We start from the raw sequence: 17,113 nt of genomic DNA, 5'->3' as shown, positions 1-17,113 counted from the left end.
GAGATCTCACTGGGACCTTGAGTCCCCTGAAGGGCCGTCGAAGACTACGACGTTGATAGGCAGGGTGTGTAAGCGCTGTGAGGCGTTGAGCTAACCTGTACTAATTGCCCGTGAGGCTTGACCATATAACACCCAAGCAATTTGTGAACTCGAAAGAGACCAGATTGCGGTGTGTGAAGACGAAACGAACCGAAAGTTCGAATCTCACAAAACACCGACGCTATCACATACCCAATTTGCTGAAGCGAGGCCAACTGGCCACGACTCAGTACCCGAATTTCTTGACGACCATAGAGCATTGGAACCACCTGATCCCATCCCGAACTCAGCAGTGAAACGATGCATCGCCGATGGTAGTGTGGGGTTTCCCCATGTGAGAGTAGGTCATCGTCAAGATTAAATTCCGAAACCCCTATCTGCTGATGCAGGTAGGGGTTTTGTTTTTGCCCGCAGGAAAGTCTGCGAAAGCTCGTGATAAATTTGCACAGTTATTTCCGAGCTGGAGCACTAGAATAGCCCCACTTTAGCTGAGCCAGAGCTGTTTATGCCCGATCCGTCAGACATTGATAGGTTGTCAGATCTACCCCTGAGCGATCTGGTGGCGTGTCATGAGTGCGACCTGTTGATGCGCAAGCCTCAGCTGGCCCATGGTGAAAAAGCCGAGTGCCCCCGCTGTGGCTATGAGCTCTATGCTCACCGGCACAATGTAGTCGAACGCAGTCTTGCCTTGGTGATCGCCGCCCTGCTGTTATATGTGCCGGCCAACTTCTTACCCATCATGCAACTCAATCTGCTCGGGCAGTCCTCCCAGGACACCGTTTGGAGTGGCGTGGTCGGTCTGTTCGATACCGGTATGCAAGGTGTATCGGCGGTGGTGTTCCTGTGCAGCATGGGTATTCCGCTACTCAAGTTGCTTTGCCAGTTGGCTGTGCTGCTGACCATTCGCTTGGACGTTGGCCGTAGCTACGGTTTGTTGCTCTACCGCATTTATCACCATTTACGAGACTGGGGGATGCTTGAGGTCTACCTCATGGGCGTGCTGGTGGCCATCGTCAAGTTGGCAGACATGGCGGCCATGACCATAGGCCTTGGCCTGGTGTGCTTCATCAGTTTGTTGCTGGTCCAGGTCTGGTTGGAGGTGGTGATGTCACCGCATCAGATCTGGCAGGCGTTATCAGGAGAAGATGCCCATGCGGGCGATTGATGCAGGGATTCTGATCTGTGCGGAATGCCATGAGTTGAATCGGCAGGATGCTGAAGCCGACAACCAAACCTGTACTCGCTGCGGCGCGCTGGTTCACCCCCGGCGCCCGAACAGCTTGATGCGGACCTGGGCATTGTTGATCACAGCCGCGATTCTTTATATTCCGGCCAATATGTTGCCGATCATGACCGTCAACTCGCTGGGCCAAGGCGCCCCGAGTACGATCATGTCCGGCGTCATCGAGTTGGTACAACACGGCATGATTCCTATTGCCGCCGTGGTGTTCATCGCCAGTATCCTGGTGCCCACTTTCAAGCTGGTGGGTATCGCCTTGTTACTGTTTTCCGTGCAGCGGCACCAGCCCATGTCGGCACGGCAACGCATCCTTATGTACCGTTTCATCGAGTTCATTGGCCGTTGGTCGATGCTCGATATTTTCGTGATCGCCATTCTGGTGGCGGTGGTGAATTTTGGGCGGCTCGCCAGTGTCGAAGCCGGTCTCGGCGCGATTGCTTTCGCCAGCGTAGTGATTTTGACAATGATAGCCGCAGTAACCTTCGATCCCCGACTGATTTGGGATAACACGGAGTCGGATGACGACCATGACTGATTTGCCTACCGCTAAAACCCGACCGGCTTCGAACTGGTCGGCCATCTGGGTCCTGCCGCTGATTGCGTTGATCATCGGCGGCTGGCTCGGCTGGCGGGCTTATAACGAGACCGGAATCGAGATCAATGTGCGCTTTGAGAGTGGCGAAGGCATCCAGGTCAACAAAACCGAAGTCGTCTACAAAGGGATGCCGGTCGGAAAAGTGACGGCCCTTACACTCGATGACGAAGGCAGCTCCAAGGGGGTGGTCGCGACGGTCGAGATGAACAAGGATGTCGAGCAATACCTCAAGACCGGAACACGTTTCTGGCTGGTCAAGCCGAGCGTGAGCCTGGCCGGTATCACCGGCCTGGAAACCCTGGTATCGGGCAACTACGTGGCTATCAGCCCGGGTGAAGGCGAATCGGCCCGTAAATTCAAGGCCTTGGTCGAAGAGCCACCCCTGTCGGATGCCAAGCCGGGTTTGCACCTGACCATCAAGGCTGAACGATTGGGGTCGCTGAACCGCGGCAGCCCGGTGTTCTACAAGCAGATCCAGGTCGGCCAGGTGAAAAGCTACCTGCTCTCCGAAGACCAGCGCACCGTCGAAATCAAGGTCTTCATCGAACCGACCTACGCCAGCCTGGTGCGTAAACACACGCGTTTCTGGAACGCCAGTGGCATCAGCATCGATGCCAACCTCTCGGGCGTCAAAGTGCGCAGCGAGTCCCTGGCCAGCATCGTGGCCGGCGGGATTGCCTTCGCCACCCCGGAAAGCCGCAAGGACAGCCCGCCGACGGACCCAAGCCTGCCGTTCCGTCTTTACGAAGACTTTGACGCCGCTGCGGCGGGCATCCGGGTGAAGGTCAAGCTCAGCGATTTCGAGGGCTTGCAGGCCGGTCGTACACCGGTCATGTACAAAGGCATCCAGGTCGGCAGCCTGAAGACCCTCAAGGTCGATCCGGACCTGTCCAGCGCCACGGCTGAATTGACCCTGGACCCATTAGCCGAAGATTACCTGGTAACCGGCACGCAGTTCTGGGTCGTCAAGCCGTCGATTTCCCTGGCGGGGATCACCGGTCTGGAAGCGTTGGTCAAGGGCAACTACATCGCCGTGCGACCGGGTGACAAGGGTGGCGCGCCGCAACGCGAGTACGAAGCCAGGGCAAAGGCGCCGCCGCTGGACTTGCGTTCACCGGGCTTGCACTTGGTCCTGCTGACCGAAAACCTCGGTTCCCTGGAAGTCGGCAGTCCGATCCTCTACAAGCAGGTCAAGGTCGGGTCGGTGCAGAGCTACCAGTTTTCCCGCAAGAAGAAGCAACTGATCATTGGTGTGCACATCGAGAAAGAATACGAAGGACTGGTCAACGGCTCGACACGTTTCTGGAACGCCAGTGGCATCACCCTTACGGGCGGTTTGACGGGCGGGATCCAGGTCAAGAGCGAGTCCCTGCAAAGCCTGATGGCCGGCGGGATTGCCTTCGAAACACCGGAGCCCAATGTGCCGCTGAAAAGACGCATCCCGCGTTTCCGCCTGTTTGCCGATCATGAAGCGGCACAACAGCGCGGCACCGAGGTCACGATCAAGGTCGATCGCGCCGATGGTTTGCGCAGTGGTACGCCGATCCGGTTCAAAGGGTTGGATGTGGGCAAGATCGAGGATGTTGATCTCAGCGCCGACATGCAATCGGTGCTGCTCACGGCGCGTATCACCGAAGTGCCCGAGCGCATTGCCCGGGTCGGGTCCCAGTTCTGGGTGGTCAAGCCGGAGTTGGGGTTGATGAAGACCTCCAACCTGGAAACCCTGGTAACCGGCCAATACATTGAAGTGCAGCCTTCGGCGAAAAACCTCGGGCCGCAGAAAAGCTTCGTGGCCCTGGCCAACCCACCGGAAAGCGCGGTGCCCGAAGCGGGATTGAGCCTGGTGCTGAGCGCGGCCCGCCGTGGTTCGTTGAAGACTGGCGTGCCGGTGACCTACCGCGAGATTACGGTGGGCAAGGTTACTGGTTATGAACTGGGCCAGACCGCGGATCGGGTGCTGATCCATATCCTGATCGAGCCCAAATATGCGCCACTGGTGCGCAGCGGCACACGTTTCTGGAATAGCAGTGGCTTCGGTCTGGACTTCGGTCTGTTCAAGGGCGCGACGGTGCGCACCGAGTCGCTTGAAACGCTTATCCAGGGCGGTATTGCGTTCGCAACGCCGGATGGCGAACGAATGGGTAACCCGGCACGACCGGAGCAGACCTTCCCGCTGTTCGATAAGTTTGAAGATGAATGGCTGACCTGGGCGCCGAAGATCAGTCTCGGTAAGTAAGGTTATTGGATGTAGCACTTGTGGCGAGGGAGCTTGCTCCCGCTGGGCTCTGTAGGAGCTGGCGAAGGCTCGGGCCGCGTTCGGACGATCTTTTGATCTTGATCTTTCGCTCTGGACTCAATGGCAGTGGAAAGATCGCAGCCTCGTTGCACTCGACAGCTCCTACGGACTCAAAACCGGCGCAATAAAAAAAGGCCGCGATCCAATGGATCGCGGCCTTTTTCATGCCCGGCTATTCACCTCACACCGGATCCAGCTCCGGTTCGTCGGCCTGGACATTCACCGTGGCCTTCACCGCATCGTGACGACGGATGTATTTCCAGTCCGCTTCGTCGATGTAGATGCCGTTCGGCCCACTGCCGCCTTCCAGGTCGATGGCGACACTGGCGCAGACTTGCGGCTTCACACTGGCCAGGATCGGCACGAAGCCCAGTTGCAGGCTGGTTTCCAGCAGGGCGGCCTGGTTTTTCTCGTCGATGTCCGCGGCTTCGTCCAGGTAGTACGGCAGGCGCACGCGGCCGGCCTGTTCGCGGTCCATCAGGTGCAGCAACAAGTACATGTTGGTCAGCGCCTTGATGGTCATGGTGGTGCCGTTGGACGCCGCGCCGTCGATGTCGGTGTGGATCACTGGCTGGCCGTTGACCTTGGTGATCTCGAACGCCAGCTCGAACAGATCCTTGAGGCCGAGCTGGTTGTGGTTCGCCGCCACCAGCCGCGCCAGGTACTCCTTGGCTTCTTCGTTCTTGTTGTCCTGCTCGGCGCTCTGGCTGAGGTCGAACACCGACAAAGTCTCGCCTTCCTCGTACTGGCCGGCACTGTGGATGATCTGGTCGATGTGCTTGAGCGCTTCCTTGTTCGGCGCCAGGACGATCCGGAAGCTCTGCAGGTTGGACACCTGGCGCTTGTTGATCTCGCGGTTGAACAGCGCCAGTTGGTGCTCGAGGCTGTCGTAGTCGCTGCGGATATTGCGCAGCGTCCGGGCGATGTCGGTCACCGCCGCACGGCGCGCCTTGCCCAGGGTCAGGGCTTCGTCGGTGCGGTGGGCATAGGCGTTGATCAGCAGTTGCAGGCGTCGCTCCATGTCGTCTTCGCTGTCGAACTTGGCCACGCCCTTGAGGCGCACCTGGGCATACAGCGCTTCGATCTGGCCATCGACGCGCAGCAGCCCTTGCCAGCTGTCCTGGTAGTCATTGAGCAGCGGCAGCAGGTTGTCCATGGAGTCGTCGACCGGGTCCATGAACGGCGTGCCGAACGGCAGGTCCGCCGGCAGCAATTGACGACGGCGCAGGGCGTCGTCGAGGGTGCGTTGCTTGGCTTCCATGTCGGCGATCTGCCGGCCCACCAGTTGCAACTTGGCGGACAACTGCTGGACGCGCTCGGTGAAGGCATCGCTGGAGCGCTTGAGTTCGTCCTGGGCGGCTTCCATCTGCGCCAGTTGCTCGAGCTTCTCACCTTCCTCGGCACTCAGGGTCTGGCTGCGACGGAAGTCTTCCAGGGCTTTTTGCGCATCCAGGACCTGCTGGTACAGCGCCTCGGTCTGGGTCTTGCTCGCGGCGCGGTCGGCGGCCACGGCTTGCTGGGTCTTGAGCTGCTTGAGTTCTTTTTCCAGGCGCTCTTTCTGGTCGCGCAACGCGGCCCGGTCGGCCAGGGCTTGCAGGGCGGGTGGCTCGATGTGGGACAGGTCGATGGACAGGCCCGGCACTTCGAAACGCTCGCCCTTGAAGCCGTCGAGGATCAGCTCCATGGATTTGACCCACTCGCCATTCTCGTCCAGCGCGATGCCGTGTTCGCCCAGTGGCAGGCTGAACAGGGCGCTGTTGAACAGGCGCATCAGGCGTTCGACGTCCTGCTGCGAGAACTCTTCCCGCAGACGGGCGTAGCTGTTGTTGTCGGCGTGATCGAGTTGCTGCTTGACCGACTTCAGGCGTTTTTCCAGGTCGCGCAGGCGCTCTTCCAGGTCCTCGGCGCTGAACTGCCGGGACTGGGCCAGGGCGCCGGCCAGTTCGTCGTGAGCGTCCTTGGCGGCGAGCAGTTGCTGCTCCAGGACCTTGACGTCATCCACCAGGGCAAAGCGATGCTTGAGCACCGACAGTTCGCCGAGCCAACGCTGGATGCCGCTGATTTCCCGTTCCAGGCGCATCAGTTCCTGAGTACCGCCGCGCTGGTCGTTCTGCAGCGAGTCCTGCTCGTTGCGGTAGTGTTCGGCCTGGATGGTCAGCTCTTCCTTGCGCGCACTGGCGTAGTCCGACCAGGTGCCGAGCAACGAATCGAGCAATGGCGACAGGCGATGCAATTTGCCGCGCAGGCTGTCGCGCTGCTTCACGCCATTGGCCAGGGCTTCCACCAGCGGACCGGCCGCCACCAGGGAGTTGTAGTCCTGCTCCATGCGGCGTACGTCGCGGAAGGCTTCTTCGCACGCGGCGATGTAGTCCACGCTGCCGGAGCGCAGGCTGTGTTCGAACGCGTCGAGGAACAGTTGCTTGAGCTTGGCTGCAGTGATTTCGCGCATGTGCAGCAGGTTGATGAACAGTGCGCGGAAGGTCTTGAGGCTTTGCTCGCTGGTGGAGCGCAGCGGGATCAGCGTCAGGTCCAGCGGGATCGAGGTGTGGCCACCCACCAGCAGGCGTCGCAGTTCATCCGGCTTGAGTTCGTAGGCTTTCAGGCCTTCGCGCTCCAGGTTGGTGAACAGCTCTTTCTGACGCAGGCAGGTGTCATTTTTCTGATAATGGGCCAGGTCCAGTTTGCCAGCGTAGGCAAAGAACTGGTGACCGAAACCGCCGCCAGGGCCGCGACCGACCACGCCAATCACGTGTGGGCCGTGGGGCAGGGCGACTTCCACCAGGATGTAGCTGGTGTCCGAGGCAAAGTAGAAGCGCCGGGATTGCTCCAGGCTGTACTTGCCGAAGCTCATGTCCGACATGCGCGCCAGGATCGGGAACTGCAAGGCGTTGATCGAGGCGGATTTACCGAGGTTGTTCGCGCCATACACCGACAGCGGTTCTTCCAGCGGGAACAGACCGAGGCTGTAGCCGGCGGTGTTCAAAAGGGCAAAGCGGCGGATGCCGTAGCGTTCCTTGCTCATGCGTCGGTCTCCTGTTCTTCGGCAATGGCGCGGGCCAGTGCGTCTTCTTCGCTCTCGGCATCAAAGGGGCTGAGGTCCAGCGGATCGTCGGTCTGCAGCAGTTTTTCGTCGCTGTCTTCGTCGATCAGCACCGGCACCGGCAACGGCAACACACTGTGCAGGCTGGCGGCCAGGTCGCGGTCCTGCTGGACCGACAGGCACACGTCGAGGAAACGATGCATCGGCGGCAGGAAGCGGTACACGCCGTTCTCTTCGCTGGCAAAACCCAGTTGGGTCATGCGGCGCATGATTTTTTCTTCCAGCTCTTCCTGGGTCTGTACTTCGGCCTGGATGAACAGGTCGCGGTATTTTTCCAGCAGCGAAGGCAGCTCATCGCGGCCCAGGCTGCCGCCGTCGAGCACGGCAATCGGGTCGCGGCCCTGGTCGGCCAGGTGCTCGACCAGGATAAAGGTGAACAGGGCCAGGCGCTGGGCGGTCTTGTTGACTGCCGCGGCGGCCAGGTCCGGCACGAAGTAATAGAAGCCACGGGTGTCGCATACCAGTTCGAAGCCCAGGGCCTTGAACAGCGTGCGGTACTGGTCCTGGAAGTTCGACAGTTGCGCGTACAGCTCCGGGTCGCGACGGCTGACGTGGTAGCCCTTGAACAACTCGCGGAAGATCGGCGCTAGTTGGGACAGTTCGGATAGATCAAGATGCATGGGGGATGCTCGCAGAATCCTCGGCGGCGGTGTCGCCGGCCGAGAGCAGGGCGAAGGAGCGCAGGCTGACCTGATGCTCGTGAGTGTGATAGTCGCGGCGTTCCAGACGCTCGCGCTTGAAACGTTTTTCCCGCGACAGGCGCGAGAACCAATACAGCAATTCGTCGGTGGCGCCGTCCGGTTCCTGTTCCAGCAGCCAGGTCATCAGGTCCGGCATCGGCAGGGCATCTTCGCAGCGCTCGACCATCTCGCGCACGGTGCGTGGCGCACGCGGTGCCTCGCCGCCCTTGTGGGTCCTGTGGGACTTGGGGAAGCGCGCCGGTTTCGGCTCGAAACGGGCCAGCGCATAGACGTAGGCTTCGACCTGGCTGGCGCTGCCCAGGAAGGTGCTTTGCGGCCGGGTAAACAGTGGCATGGCGGCCTGCGGCACGGCATCGATGCCTTTGCGACGAATGGCGGCCAGGGCCAGAGCGGCGCCACGGGTCACGGCGTTGTGGCGGCGAGCCTCTTCGCGCAGCGGCAGGAGCAGTTCACGGGCATGCCGTAGGGTCAGCTGGGCGCTGGTCTGCATCTCGAGGATGCGCGCGTGGGTGCGCAGCAGCATGTCGTCGTCCACCAGATGGCCGAGGCGCTGCTGTTCGGTGAGCATGCGCAACAGCACGTTCTCGACCTTGCGCACGCCTTGCTCGAAGGCGCCGTCGGCATTCACCAGCTGGATCATCGGTTCGACGTATTCGTCCCAGGTCGCCAGCACTTCGGCGTAACGCTGGCGCAGCGGGATCTGCCGGTCGCTGGTCTTGGCCCGCTCGGCCACGGCCACCAGGGCCTGTTCGTCGTTGGCGAGTTTCTTGAGCACGTCGCGCACGCGCATGTCCAGCAGGCGCAGTTGGCGAGCCAGGTCGTTGCCGTCGCGAATGTCGAAGGCGTCCTGGATGTAGCCGGCCAGGCGCTCGAGGTGACGCAGGTAGGCTTCGATCTCCAGGCACAGGCCCAGGCGGTGTTCGCGGCGCAGGTAGGCGAGGAAGTCATGGATCTGGGCGTTGAGCTCGAAGCGGTTCGGGCTTTTCGCCACCGGTACGAGAATGTCCAGGCGGATCCACACATCCAGCAGGCTGGTGATGTCCTGGGGTGTGCTGTCCAGCTGTTGGGCGGCCAGCTGTGAACGCAATTCGTTGAGGCTCAGGGTGCCCTGGTCGAAGTGCTCGCACAAAGGTTCCAGCAATGCCCAGTGTTCAGCGAGGGCGCGCAAGACGCGCTTGGGTTCGATCATCGCAATGGCCGTCGGGTTGGCAATTAAAAGCGGCGATTGTACTGCATCGGGCCGCTTGCGATTCACCCCTTGGACGGACTGTCGTTTGCTATCGATCAACTATTGGCTCAACAGGGAAGCGATCCGCGCCGAAGGGCGGTAGAATCCCTCCCACTTTCAGTTATCCACAAGTGGCCGACCCTTGCTTATCGAGTCCCGTCGCCGCGCCTATCTGACCGCCATGCAGGTGGTCAACTGGCTGCCGCGTACCGAATTGCCGTTCGCCGCCCCGTCGCGGCCCGAGCTGCTGGAAACGCCCGAGCCCGAGTACATCGCGCCGGTCGTGACCGCGCCTGTGGCCAAGACGGTCGCCGAGCCGGTGGCGCCCGTGGCCGAGCGGCCGAAAATCGAAGTGCCGCGTCCAAGCCTGGCCTCGACCCGTACCAACGCCAAGCCGGTGGAGGAGGTTGTCGAGGCGCCGCCGAAGGCGCCCTACGTCGCGCCACCGCGTTTCGCCCTGCAACTGTTGCGGGCCGGGCGTTGCCTGCTGTTGGTGGAGTTGCCCACGGGTGAGCCGTTTCAAAGCCGCGATCCAGCCTATCTGCTGCTCAAGGACATGCTGCGCGCCGCCGGTCTGCCGGACAGCCCGCAGATCATTGGCGAACCGGTGCGCTGGCCGCTGTTGTCGCGCGGCACCATGGACCAGGGGCCCGAAGCGGCGCGGGATTTCGTCCAGGGTTTCGTTTCGGCGCGCCTCGAAGACGAGCCCTGCGTGTGCCTGTGGCTGATCGGCCTGCCCGCGGTGAAATTTGCCGGCGAGGCGGATGCCGAGGCGTTCAATCGTGAACTGCAGGTCGAAGGCCTGGGCTCGGCCTGGGCGTTGCCCGGGTTGGAATTGTTAATGGAAACGCCACAGCGCAAGGCTGATGTCTGGCAAGCCATGCGCCGGCTGATGGCGCGCTGGAAAGAATCGAATGAGTGACGCTGTATCGTTCCGCCCGATGACCGAGGCGGACCTCGACGCTGTACTGAAAATCGAATACGCCGCCTACAGCCACCCCTGGACCCGGGGGATATTTCTCGATGGGCTGGGCAAATACCAGATCTGGCTGATGTTCGAAGGCCAGCAGCAAGTGGGCCATGGCGTGGTGCAGATCATCCTGGATGAGGCGCACCTGCTCAACATCACCGTCAAACCGGAAAACCAGGGCCGTGGCCTGGGCCTGCGCCTGTTGGAGCACTTGATGTCGATTGCCTACAAGGCCGAGGCCCGGGAATGCTTCCTGGAGGTGCGCGACAGCAACCGCACGGCGTTCCGGCTGTATGAGCGCTATGGCTTCAATGAAATTGGCCGGCGCCGGGATTACTACCCGGCAGTGGGCGGGCGTGAGGATGCGGTGGTCATGGCGTGTACCTTGGTGGACTGAACTGCCACGCCCCCCTGTGGGAGCGGGCTTGCTCGCGAAGACGGCGGTAGATTCGACATTGATGCAAACTGATCCACCGCCATCGCGAGCAGGCTCGCTCCCACAGGGTCTGGTTAGCGCTTGCCATCCAGCGGATCGATAGCGGCCATTTCTGCCTCGTCCAGCCCATCACCCCCGCCAATATCATTTTCATCCACCACACTCAGGTCCCAGTCCGCCTGTTCGTCGCCGCCGGCCTCGAAGGCATCCCGGGCGCCGTCTTCGCGAATGAGGGTTTCCGGGCTCATGTCGTCGTCGGTCGATTCGTGATCATCCGTCGAAGCCCCGGTCAGCCCGGCTTCACGCACGCGTTCGCGAGGCATCAGCTGTTCGCGCTCATCTTTTGGCAGTTCGTCACCGATCTTCGCGCTGGGTTCTTCTTCGTCGAATTCCAACTCATGCATCGAGCCCATGCGATCCTCGTTGTCGTCAATGGGTTCCGGTTGCGTCGCATCGAAGGGGCGTCGTGAATCATTCATGGCAATTCCTCATACTGTGGGCCTTACTGGTGTCGACCGGCAGCGCATCCAGGAATTCCAATGCATCGCCGACGTGACCTCGACCGGCGGTCGTTTGTCACAGTTGCGCACTCTCAATCGAGGCTAGACAGCATGAACGAATTACAAGATCTGATTGATAACAACGCGCGTTGGGCCGATGCGATCAAGCAGGAAGATCCTGACTTCTTCTCCAAGCTGGCTCGTCAGCAAACCCCGGAATACCTGTGGATCGGCTGTTCCGATGCGCGGGTGCCAGCCAACGAGATCGTCGGCATGCTGCCGGGCGATCTGTTCGTGCACCGCAACGTGGCCAACGTAGTGCTGCACACGGACCTCAACTGCCTGTCGGTGATCCAGTACGCAGTGGACGTGCTCAAGGTCAAACACATCCTGGTCACCGGCCATTACGGCTGTGGCGGCGTGCGTGCCTCGATGCAGGACCGGCAACTGGGCCTGATCGACGGCTGGCTGCGTTCGATTCGCGACCTGTACTACGAGCATCGCGAGGCGTTGGGCCAATTGCCGACCGAGGAGGAACGTGTCGATCGCTTGTGCGAGCTGAACGTGATCCAGCAGGTGGCCAACGTCGGCCATACCAGCATCGTGCAGAACGCCTGGCACCGTGGGCAGAAGCTGTCGATTCATGGCTGCATCTACGGCATCAAGGACGGACGCTGGAAGAGCCTGGACACCACGATCAGCGGTTTCGAACAGTTGCCGCCGCAGTATCGGTTGCGTCCGGTCGACGCGCCTTGAGTCCGGTTCGTCAGTCGCGGTGACATTGACGGCGCCAGTGCCGTAGAAACTTCATTCCCTGCTCATTGGGCGGTTCGTCATAGCCGGTAATCCAGCCATGACAGTTGGACGAACCGCACCGGCAGGCGAACTGTCGATACAGTTTCTGTTCGGTACTGGCGTAGTCCATCGTCAGGCAGTCACCTTCATCGATACGGGCCAGTGACCACAGCCACAGTTCGCTCATGTCGAGGAAGACATTCGGGTTGCAGGAATGCAGCAGCAATCCTGCGAAGTGTGGGTCATACATGTGGACGTCCGGCAGGATCTGCAGCGTGTGCAGGCGCCGTCGGCTCACCAGTAACCCCGAAACCCTGCACATCCTCGTCATGGGCGCGAATGGTTTACGGGCGATGATGCCGTTGCCGTTGCCGCGGCCGTCGGTCGTGCGATGCACTTCGAAATCGTGCACCGAGGGGTAGCCCAGGCGGGTGCTGAGTGGTTTTTCCGGGTAGATGCAATCCCGGTGCTGTGAACAGGCGCGATCTGTGATGAACGTGGTCATGACAGTCCTTGTCGGTGCTAAACACTCGACTTTCTGGCGCTGGCGATCCTGCCGGCGGTCGTTGAAAAAACCCTGATAGCTTCGCCCAAGTCGGGGGCGTCATCTACTGTCGACTCTGACAGGTGCCAAAGGCGCTTTCCCGCGTCAGCGCCAGCCTACGCGGGAAAGCGCCTCAAGGTTTAGACCGCCTCGGCTGGCAGCGGCATCGGTACCTTCAGTTGCGGAAGTTGCGACTTGATCGCCGGCGTTTCGCATTTTTTCGCCGCTTCATCCGGCGTCAAGTTGCGAATGGAGGTGTAGAACAACTCGCAGGTCTTCTCCTTTTGCGTGACCTGCCAGGTTTGCGTGCACTGGTTCAGTAGGGGGGTCGGGTCGGTGCCCGGCTTGCTGCCCATGCCGGCCTGCCAGCAGGCGGCGCTCAGGTCCTGGCCCATGACTTTCAAGCCGGCGGCATCCGCCTTGGCTTCGTCACCGTCGTAGCTGTCCTTGTCGGCGGCGTACCAGATGTAGCTCGGATGGTTGGAGCCCAGGACCGGAACCTGGACCCCGCTGCCGGTTGTGATGGTCGCCAAGCCGAGCACACCCACGGTCTGGCCGTACTGGGTCTTGATCCAGTTCCGAACGGGCGCTCCGAAGGCCACCATCGGCAACGCGGCGCCGCTGGCGGTTTGGGTGACCTGTGTGACCATGGTGGTCTGGTAATCTTTGAAGTAGCTATAGAGTCCCTCCAATGTGCTGCCAGCATTGGACGGCGCTGCGATGGGCGCGATGTCGATGATGGTCTGGTAGGCCGGCGTCTGTTCAACCGCAATGCCGTTGACGGTCAGCAGCGTGGCCCAACGATCGGTGGTCGCCGACTCCAGGTAGTCCTGGGCCTGGGTCAGGGAGTAGTCCGGCGGGAAGTGCAGCAACTCGACACTCTTGCGGTTTTCCAGGGCCATGCCCAGCGGCAGGAACAGGTACCAGTTGTAGGACCATTTTTTTTCGCTGTTGAGTTTCGAGGCCCCGTTGTACGCCAGGTCCCCGGCGTCAAGCAGGGCCTTGAGCGGTTGGCCGTAGCTCTTCGGTACGCCGCTGATGCTGGCATAGACCTTGTCGTTATCGATTTTGACGTGGACCTTGGCCGTGCCATAGCCGTCGCGCTGCACGCTTTGGGTCAGGTAGTGCTCGACGGTCTGTTCCAGGGTCCAGTCGCGAAAGCAGATGACGTTGCAGTTGTTGGGGTAGGCAAAGAGGCGAGTGACGCGTTCGGTGCTGCCCAGTTGTACGTCAATGTCGGTGGCGTGCGCGGCGGCACTGAAGGCCAGGGCGGCAAAAGAAAGTGCGGCGAGTTTGGACATGCTCAGATCCTTTTCAGCGTGTGGGCCCCTCGAAACAGGGCGCATCCATACTGAAACAGACCGAGCCGAAGAAGAAGTGGGCCGATGGAAATATCGGCCCTTTTTTATGGCTTTATGGCATCACTGGCGGCAAATAACTCAATGTCGTCCCCAGTGCCCATAGCAGCGCCAGCACCAGCGGCGTATGCACCAGCAACTGGACGAAGGAAAAACCGATCAGGTCCCTGGCCTTCAGCCCCAAGACCCCCAGCAGCGGCAGCATGTAGAAGGGGTTGATAAGGTTCGGCAGCGCTTCGGCGGCGTTATAGATCTGCACCGCCCAACCCAGGTGATAGTTCAGGTCATTGGCCACCTGCATGACGTAGGGCGCTTCAATGATCCACTTGCCGCCGCCAGAAGGAATGAAGAAGCCCAGGACCGCCGAATAGACGCCCATCAACAGGGCGTAGGTGTCATGGGAGGCGATTTGTACGAAAAAGGTCGAGATGTGGTGGGCCAGGGTCTGGGCATCACTGCCTTTGACCGTGGTCAGCAGCGCGGCGATCGAGCCGTAAAGCGGAAACTGGATCAACACGCCGGTGGTGGTCGGCACCGCGCGGGCCACGGCGTCGAGAAAGCTGCGCGGCCGCCAGTGCAGCAAGGCGCCCAGCATGATGAACAGGAAGTTATACGTATTGAGCCCGGAAATGGCACTGATCGCAGGCTTGGTCGAAAACTCATGGAACAGCCAACCGGCCGCCAGCAGCACCAGGGCGATGATCAGCAGCGGACTGTGCTCCAGCCATTCCCCTGGGCGGGTACGGGGCTGCAACGCCGGCATACTGAAACTGGGGTCGATGCCACAAGCGGCGGCGTCGCGGGCACTGTTCGGCCCCGGGGCGGTGGCGTAGGCGACGATCAGGGAAATCACGATCAGCGCCAGCAACATGACCCCGGACTGCCAGAGGAAAATCGTCTGGGTGAAAGGAATGACGCCAGTAATCGACAGGATCGAGGGCGGCAGGCTGGCCGGGTTGGCCTGCAATTGCGCCGCCGACGAAGACAATCCCAGGGCCCACACTGCGCCCAGGCCCAAGTACGCGGCGGCGCCGGCGGCGCGGTAATCCATCTTCAGGTCGGTGCGTCGGGCGAGGGCGCGCACCAGCAAACCGCCAAACACCAACGACAGGCCCCAGTTGAGCAGCGACGCGACCATGGAAATCAGTGCCACCCACGCCACGGCGGAGCGGCCGTTGGTCGGAATCCGTGCCAGGCGGTCAATCAATTTGACGGCCGGCGGCGAACTGGCGACCACGTATCCGCCGATCACCACGAAGGCCATTTGCATGGTGAACGGGATCAGGCTCCAGAAGCCGTCGCCAAACGCCATGGCCGCCGCTGTGGGTGTGGCGCCGATGAATTGCGTCGCCACGGCGACCACCAGCACCGCCAGCGCGGCAAAGACCCAGGAATCGGGGAACCAGCGCTCGGCGAAACTGGAACAGCGCAAGGCGAAGCGGGCGGAACGGCTGTCTTCGATGTCAGTGGTCACGGCAATTACCTCGTTTTTATGGTTATGGGTATTGATGGCGGCAAGGCTTCAAAGGTCAGGCGCAACAGTAGAACAATCCAGTGACCATGGGAGGCTCATCGGGTTCGCGGGCGCCCTGGAATATTTTCGATAGGGGCTCGGGGCGCTCTTTAGAAAAAAATCGCCGGGCCGATGGCAAGGGAACAGCCATTTAATTCTTCTGCTGTCGGAGCTGCCCCATGTTCAACAACCGCCTGAAGCAGGAGCTGCTGGCTCTTCGCCAAGAACTGTCCAGCCTTGCGCAAGTCAAGGAAAGCCTGGATCGCGAAATGCTTGGCCTCACCCTGGATGCCGATGGACGGATTCAATCGGTCAATCAGAATTTCCTCGACGAGATGCGCTACAAGAGCCAGGACTTGATTGGCCGGCCAGTGGATGAGCTGGTCCCTGCGTATTTGAGATCCAATGAGTTCCAGGTTCGCTTCAAGTCGGCGTTGACCCGTGGCGAGCACTTTTCCGGCGCCGTGCGCCTGCTGCGAGGCAATGGCCAGGAAGCCTGGCTGCGTTCGATCCTCCAGCCCGTGCGGGGTGCTGACGGGCGGATCCGCTATTTTTCGATGTACTCCAATGACCTGACCCGCACCATCGAGGCTTCCCGCGAGCATGAAAACCTCATCGGCGCGTTGGTGCGTTCAACGGCGGTGATCGAATTCGATTTGGGTGGTCATGTACTGACGGCCAATGATCGCTTCCTCAACGCCATGGGTTACAGCCTTGCGCAGGTCAAGGGCAAGCACCACCGCACGTTTTGTGAACCTGAGGAATACAACAGCGCGGCCTACCAGCAGTTCTGGAAGCGCTTGAACAGTGGTGAGTTTGTGGCTGGCCGCTTCAAGCGTCTCGACAGCAGTGGTCGTGAGGTCTGGCTGGAAGCCTCCTACAACCCGGTGCTCGATGCCAACGAGCGGCTGTATAAAGTGGTCAAGTTCGCCACCAACATCACCGACCAGGTCAACCAGGAAAAAGCCGTCGCCGAGGCGGCCAGCATCGCCTATAGCACCTCGTTGCAGACCGACAGCAGTGCCCAGCGCGGCACGACGGTGGTGACCCAGGCCGTGGATGTGATGCGCGACCTGGCCCGGCACATGCAAACCGCTGGCGAAGGCATCGAGGCGCTGAATGAACAATCCCTGGTGATCGGTACCATCGTCAAGACCATCAGCGGCATCGCCGAACAAACCAACCTGCTGGCGCTCAACGCCGCGATCGAAGCGGCCCGGGCCGGTGAGCAAGGCCGTGGTTTTGCGGTGGTGGCCGATGAAGTGCGACAACTGGCATCGCGCACCAGCCAGGCGACCGATGAAATCGTGGGCGTGGTCCGCCAGAACCAGGACATGGCCCGCAACGCCGTGGCACTGATGACCGACGGCCAGCACCAGGCTGAACACGGCCTGGCCCTGGCCGCCGAGGCGGGGACGGTGATTGTCGAGATCCAGGACGGGGCGAAGAAGGTGGTCGATGCGGTGAGTCAGTTTGCCAACCAGCTATCGACTTGAGAGACCTGCTGAGCGAGCCGCCGCTATCGCGAGCAAGCTCGCTTGTATGGTAGGACTTGAAGGGAGGAGGAGGGACAAAGCTCGATTCTGACTGTTAGCCGCAGTACAGACCGTGGGAGATTTCACCCCTCCTCCTTTCACCCAAGCGCCGATAAAGAATGCATCTGGCCTAGACCGACGATAGGAACAAGCCTGCGCCTCTGGGTGAACCCTTCAAGTGTTCAAACCTTAGCCCGGAGGATTTTCAATGGCAATGCCGGTTTCTGTCGCAAAGCCGATCGTGGGTGTTGATGTCGCCAAAG

The 17,113-nt window shown here is 60.9% G+C and carries 15 protein-coding genes, 2 rRNA genes and 1 pseudogene; 11 read left to right on the top strand and 7 right to left on the bottom strand.

Features of this window, described 5'->3' with window-relative positions; genetic code table 11:
• From AD662_RS24125 to AD662_RS24105, 5 genes are all read left to right on the top strand, one after another.
• Positions 1–125, top strand: a 23S ribosomal RNA gene (locus AD662_RS24125); the annotation flags it as partial.
• Between the two features lie 155 nt (positions 126–280).
• A 5S ribosomal RNA gene (gene rrf, locus AD662_RS24120) occupies positions 281–396 on the top strand.
• 148 nt (positions 397–544) lie between these two features.
• Positions 545–1,204, top strand: a complete 660-nt coding sequence (locus AD662_RS24115) for a paraquat-inducible protein A (RefSeq protein ID WP_024619831.1) — start codon at positions 545–547, stop codon at positions 1,202–1,204.
• A complete protein-coding gene (locus AD662_RS24110; RefSeq protein ID WP_018604582.1) occupies positions 1,191–1,814 on the top strand; it encodes a paraquat-inducible protein A in 624 nt (207 codons plus the stop codon). The genes AD662_RS24115 and AD662_RS24110 overlap by 14 nt, the downstream gene beginning before the upstream one ends.
• Complete coding sequence (locus AD662_RS24105; RefSeq protein ID WP_018604584.1) at positions 1,807–4,110, top strand: PqiB family protein; 2,304 nt, start codon at positions 1,807–1,809, stop codon at positions 4,108–4,110. Before AD662_RS24110 ends, AD662_RS24105 begins: the two co-directional genes overlap by 8 nt.
• A gap of 241 nt (positions 4,111–4,351) precedes the next feature.
• Here AD662_RS24105 and mksF read toward each other — a convergent pair whose 3' ends face one another.
• The 3 genes from mksF to mksB are packed head-to-tail and all read right to left on the bottom strand — an operon-like array spanning position 4,352 to position 9,160.
• Positions 4,352–7,192, bottom strand: coding sequence for an Mks condensin complex protein MksF (gene mksF / locus AD662_RS24100; RefSeq protein ID WP_018604586.1), 2,841 nt, complete (start codon positions 7,190–7,192; stop codon positions 4,352–4,354).
• Positions 7,189–7,890 carry an Mks condensin complex protein MksE gene (gene mksE, locus AD662_RS24095; RefSeq protein ID WP_018604588.1) on the bottom strand — a complete coding sequence of 234 codons (702 nt, stop codon included), beginning with the start codon at positions 7,888–7,890 and terminating at the stop codon, positions 7,189–7,191. The genes mksF and mksE overlap by 4 nt, the downstream gene beginning before the upstream one ends.
• Positions 7,880–9,160, bottom strand: coding sequence for an Mks condensin complex protein MksB (mksB, locus tag AD662_RS24090; RefSeq protein WP_018604590.1), 1,281 nt, complete (start codon positions 9,158–9,160; stop codon positions 7,880–7,882). Before mksB ends, mksE begins: the two co-directional genes overlap by 11 nt.
• 181 nt (positions 9,161–9,341) lie before the next feature.
• Here mksB and AD662_RS24085 point away from each other — a divergent pair, with 181 nt between their 5' ends.
• Together AD662_RS24085 and rimI are read left to right on the top strand one after the other, a co-directional pair.
• Positions 9,342–10,121, top strand: a complete 780-nt coding sequence (locus AD662_RS24085; protein ID WP_018604593.1) for a hypothetical protein — start codon at positions 9,342–9,344, stop codon at positions 10,119–10,121.
• Positions 10,114–10,566 carry a ribosomal protein S18-alanine N-acetyltransferase gene (rimI, locus tag AD662_RS24080; RefSeq protein ID WP_003205585.1) on the top strand — a complete coding sequence of 151 codons (453 nt, stop codon included), beginning with the start codon at positions 10,114–10,116 and terminating at the stop codon, positions 10,564–10,566. The genes AD662_RS24085 and rimI overlap by 8 nt, the downstream gene beginning before the upstream one ends.
• 113 nt (positions 10,567–10,679) lie before the next feature.
• On the opposite strand, the gene AD662_RS24075 is transcribed toward rimI, so the two are convergent.
• Entirely contained in the window at positions 10,680–11,084 is a 405-nt protein-coding gene (locus AD662_RS24075) for a hypothetical protein (protein WP_018604595.1), read from the bottom strand.
• Here AD662_RS24075 and AD662_RS29975 point away from each other — a divergent pair.
• Together AD662_RS29975 and can are read left to right on the top strand one after the other, a co-directional pair.
• Entirely contained in the window at positions 11,083–11,211 is a 129-nt protein-coding gene (locus AD662_RS29975) for a hypothetical protein (protein WP_256365268.1), read from the top strand. The two genes, AD662_RS24075 and AD662_RS29975, sit on opposite strands and share 2 nt — an antisense overlap.
• A gap of 5 nt (positions 11,212–11,216) precedes the next feature.
• A complete protein-coding gene (gene can, locus AD662_RS24070; protein ID WP_003205581.1) occupies positions 11,217–11,861 on the top strand; it encodes a carbonate dehydratase in 645 nt (214 codons plus the stop codon).
• Positions 11,862–11,871: 10 nt separating this feature from the next.
• On the opposite strand, the gene AD662_RS24065 is transcribed toward can, so the two are convergent.
• The 3 genes from AD662_RS24065 to AD662_RS24055 all read right to left on the bottom strand — a co-directional run bounded on the left by AD662_RS24065 (position 11,872) and on the right by AD662_RS24055 (position 15,276).
• Complete coding sequence (locus AD662_RS24065) at positions 11,872–12,405, bottom strand: SET domain-containing protein (RefSeq protein ID WP_053181905.1); 534 nt, start codon at positions 12,403–12,405, stop codon at positions 11,872–11,874.
• A 179-nt stretch (positions 12,406–12,584) separates the two neighbouring features.
• Complete coding sequence (locus AD662_RS24060; protein ID WP_053189857.1) at positions 12,585–13,745, bottom strand: hypothetical protein; 1,161 nt, start codon at positions 13,743–13,745, stop codon at positions 12,585–12,587.
• A gap of 112 nt (positions 13,746–13,857) precedes the next feature.
• Entirely contained in the window at positions 13,858–15,276 is a 1,419-nt protein-coding gene (locus AD662_RS24055; RefSeq protein WP_003205576.1) for a short-chain fatty acid transporter, read from the bottom strand.
• A 218-nt stretch (positions 15,277–15,494) separates the two neighbouring features.
• Between AD662_RS24055 and AD662_RS30240 the strand changes: the two are divergent.
• Both AD662_RS30240 and AD662_RS30235 read left to right on the top strand, forming a co-directional pair.
• A pseudogene (locus AD662_RS30240) lies at positions 15,495–16,271 on the top strand (PAS domain-containing protein); the annotation flags it as partial.
• 108 nt (positions 16,272–16,379) lie between these two features.
• Complete coding sequence (locus AD662_RS30235) at positions 16,380–16,811, top strand: methyl-accepting chemotaxis protein (protein ID WP_370873836.1); 432 nt, start codon at positions 16,380–16,382, stop codon at positions 16,809–16,811.
• Positions 16,812–17,113: the final 302 nt, after the last annotated feature.

It is taken from the genome of Pseudomonas kilonensis, from assembly GCF_001269885.1.
Classification (GTDB): Bacteria; Pseudomonadota; Gammaproteobacteria; order Pseudomonadales; family Pseudomonadaceae; genus Aquipseudomonas; species Aquipseudomonas kilonensis.
This window is presented reverse-complemented; position numbering and strand designations above follow the sequence as displayed.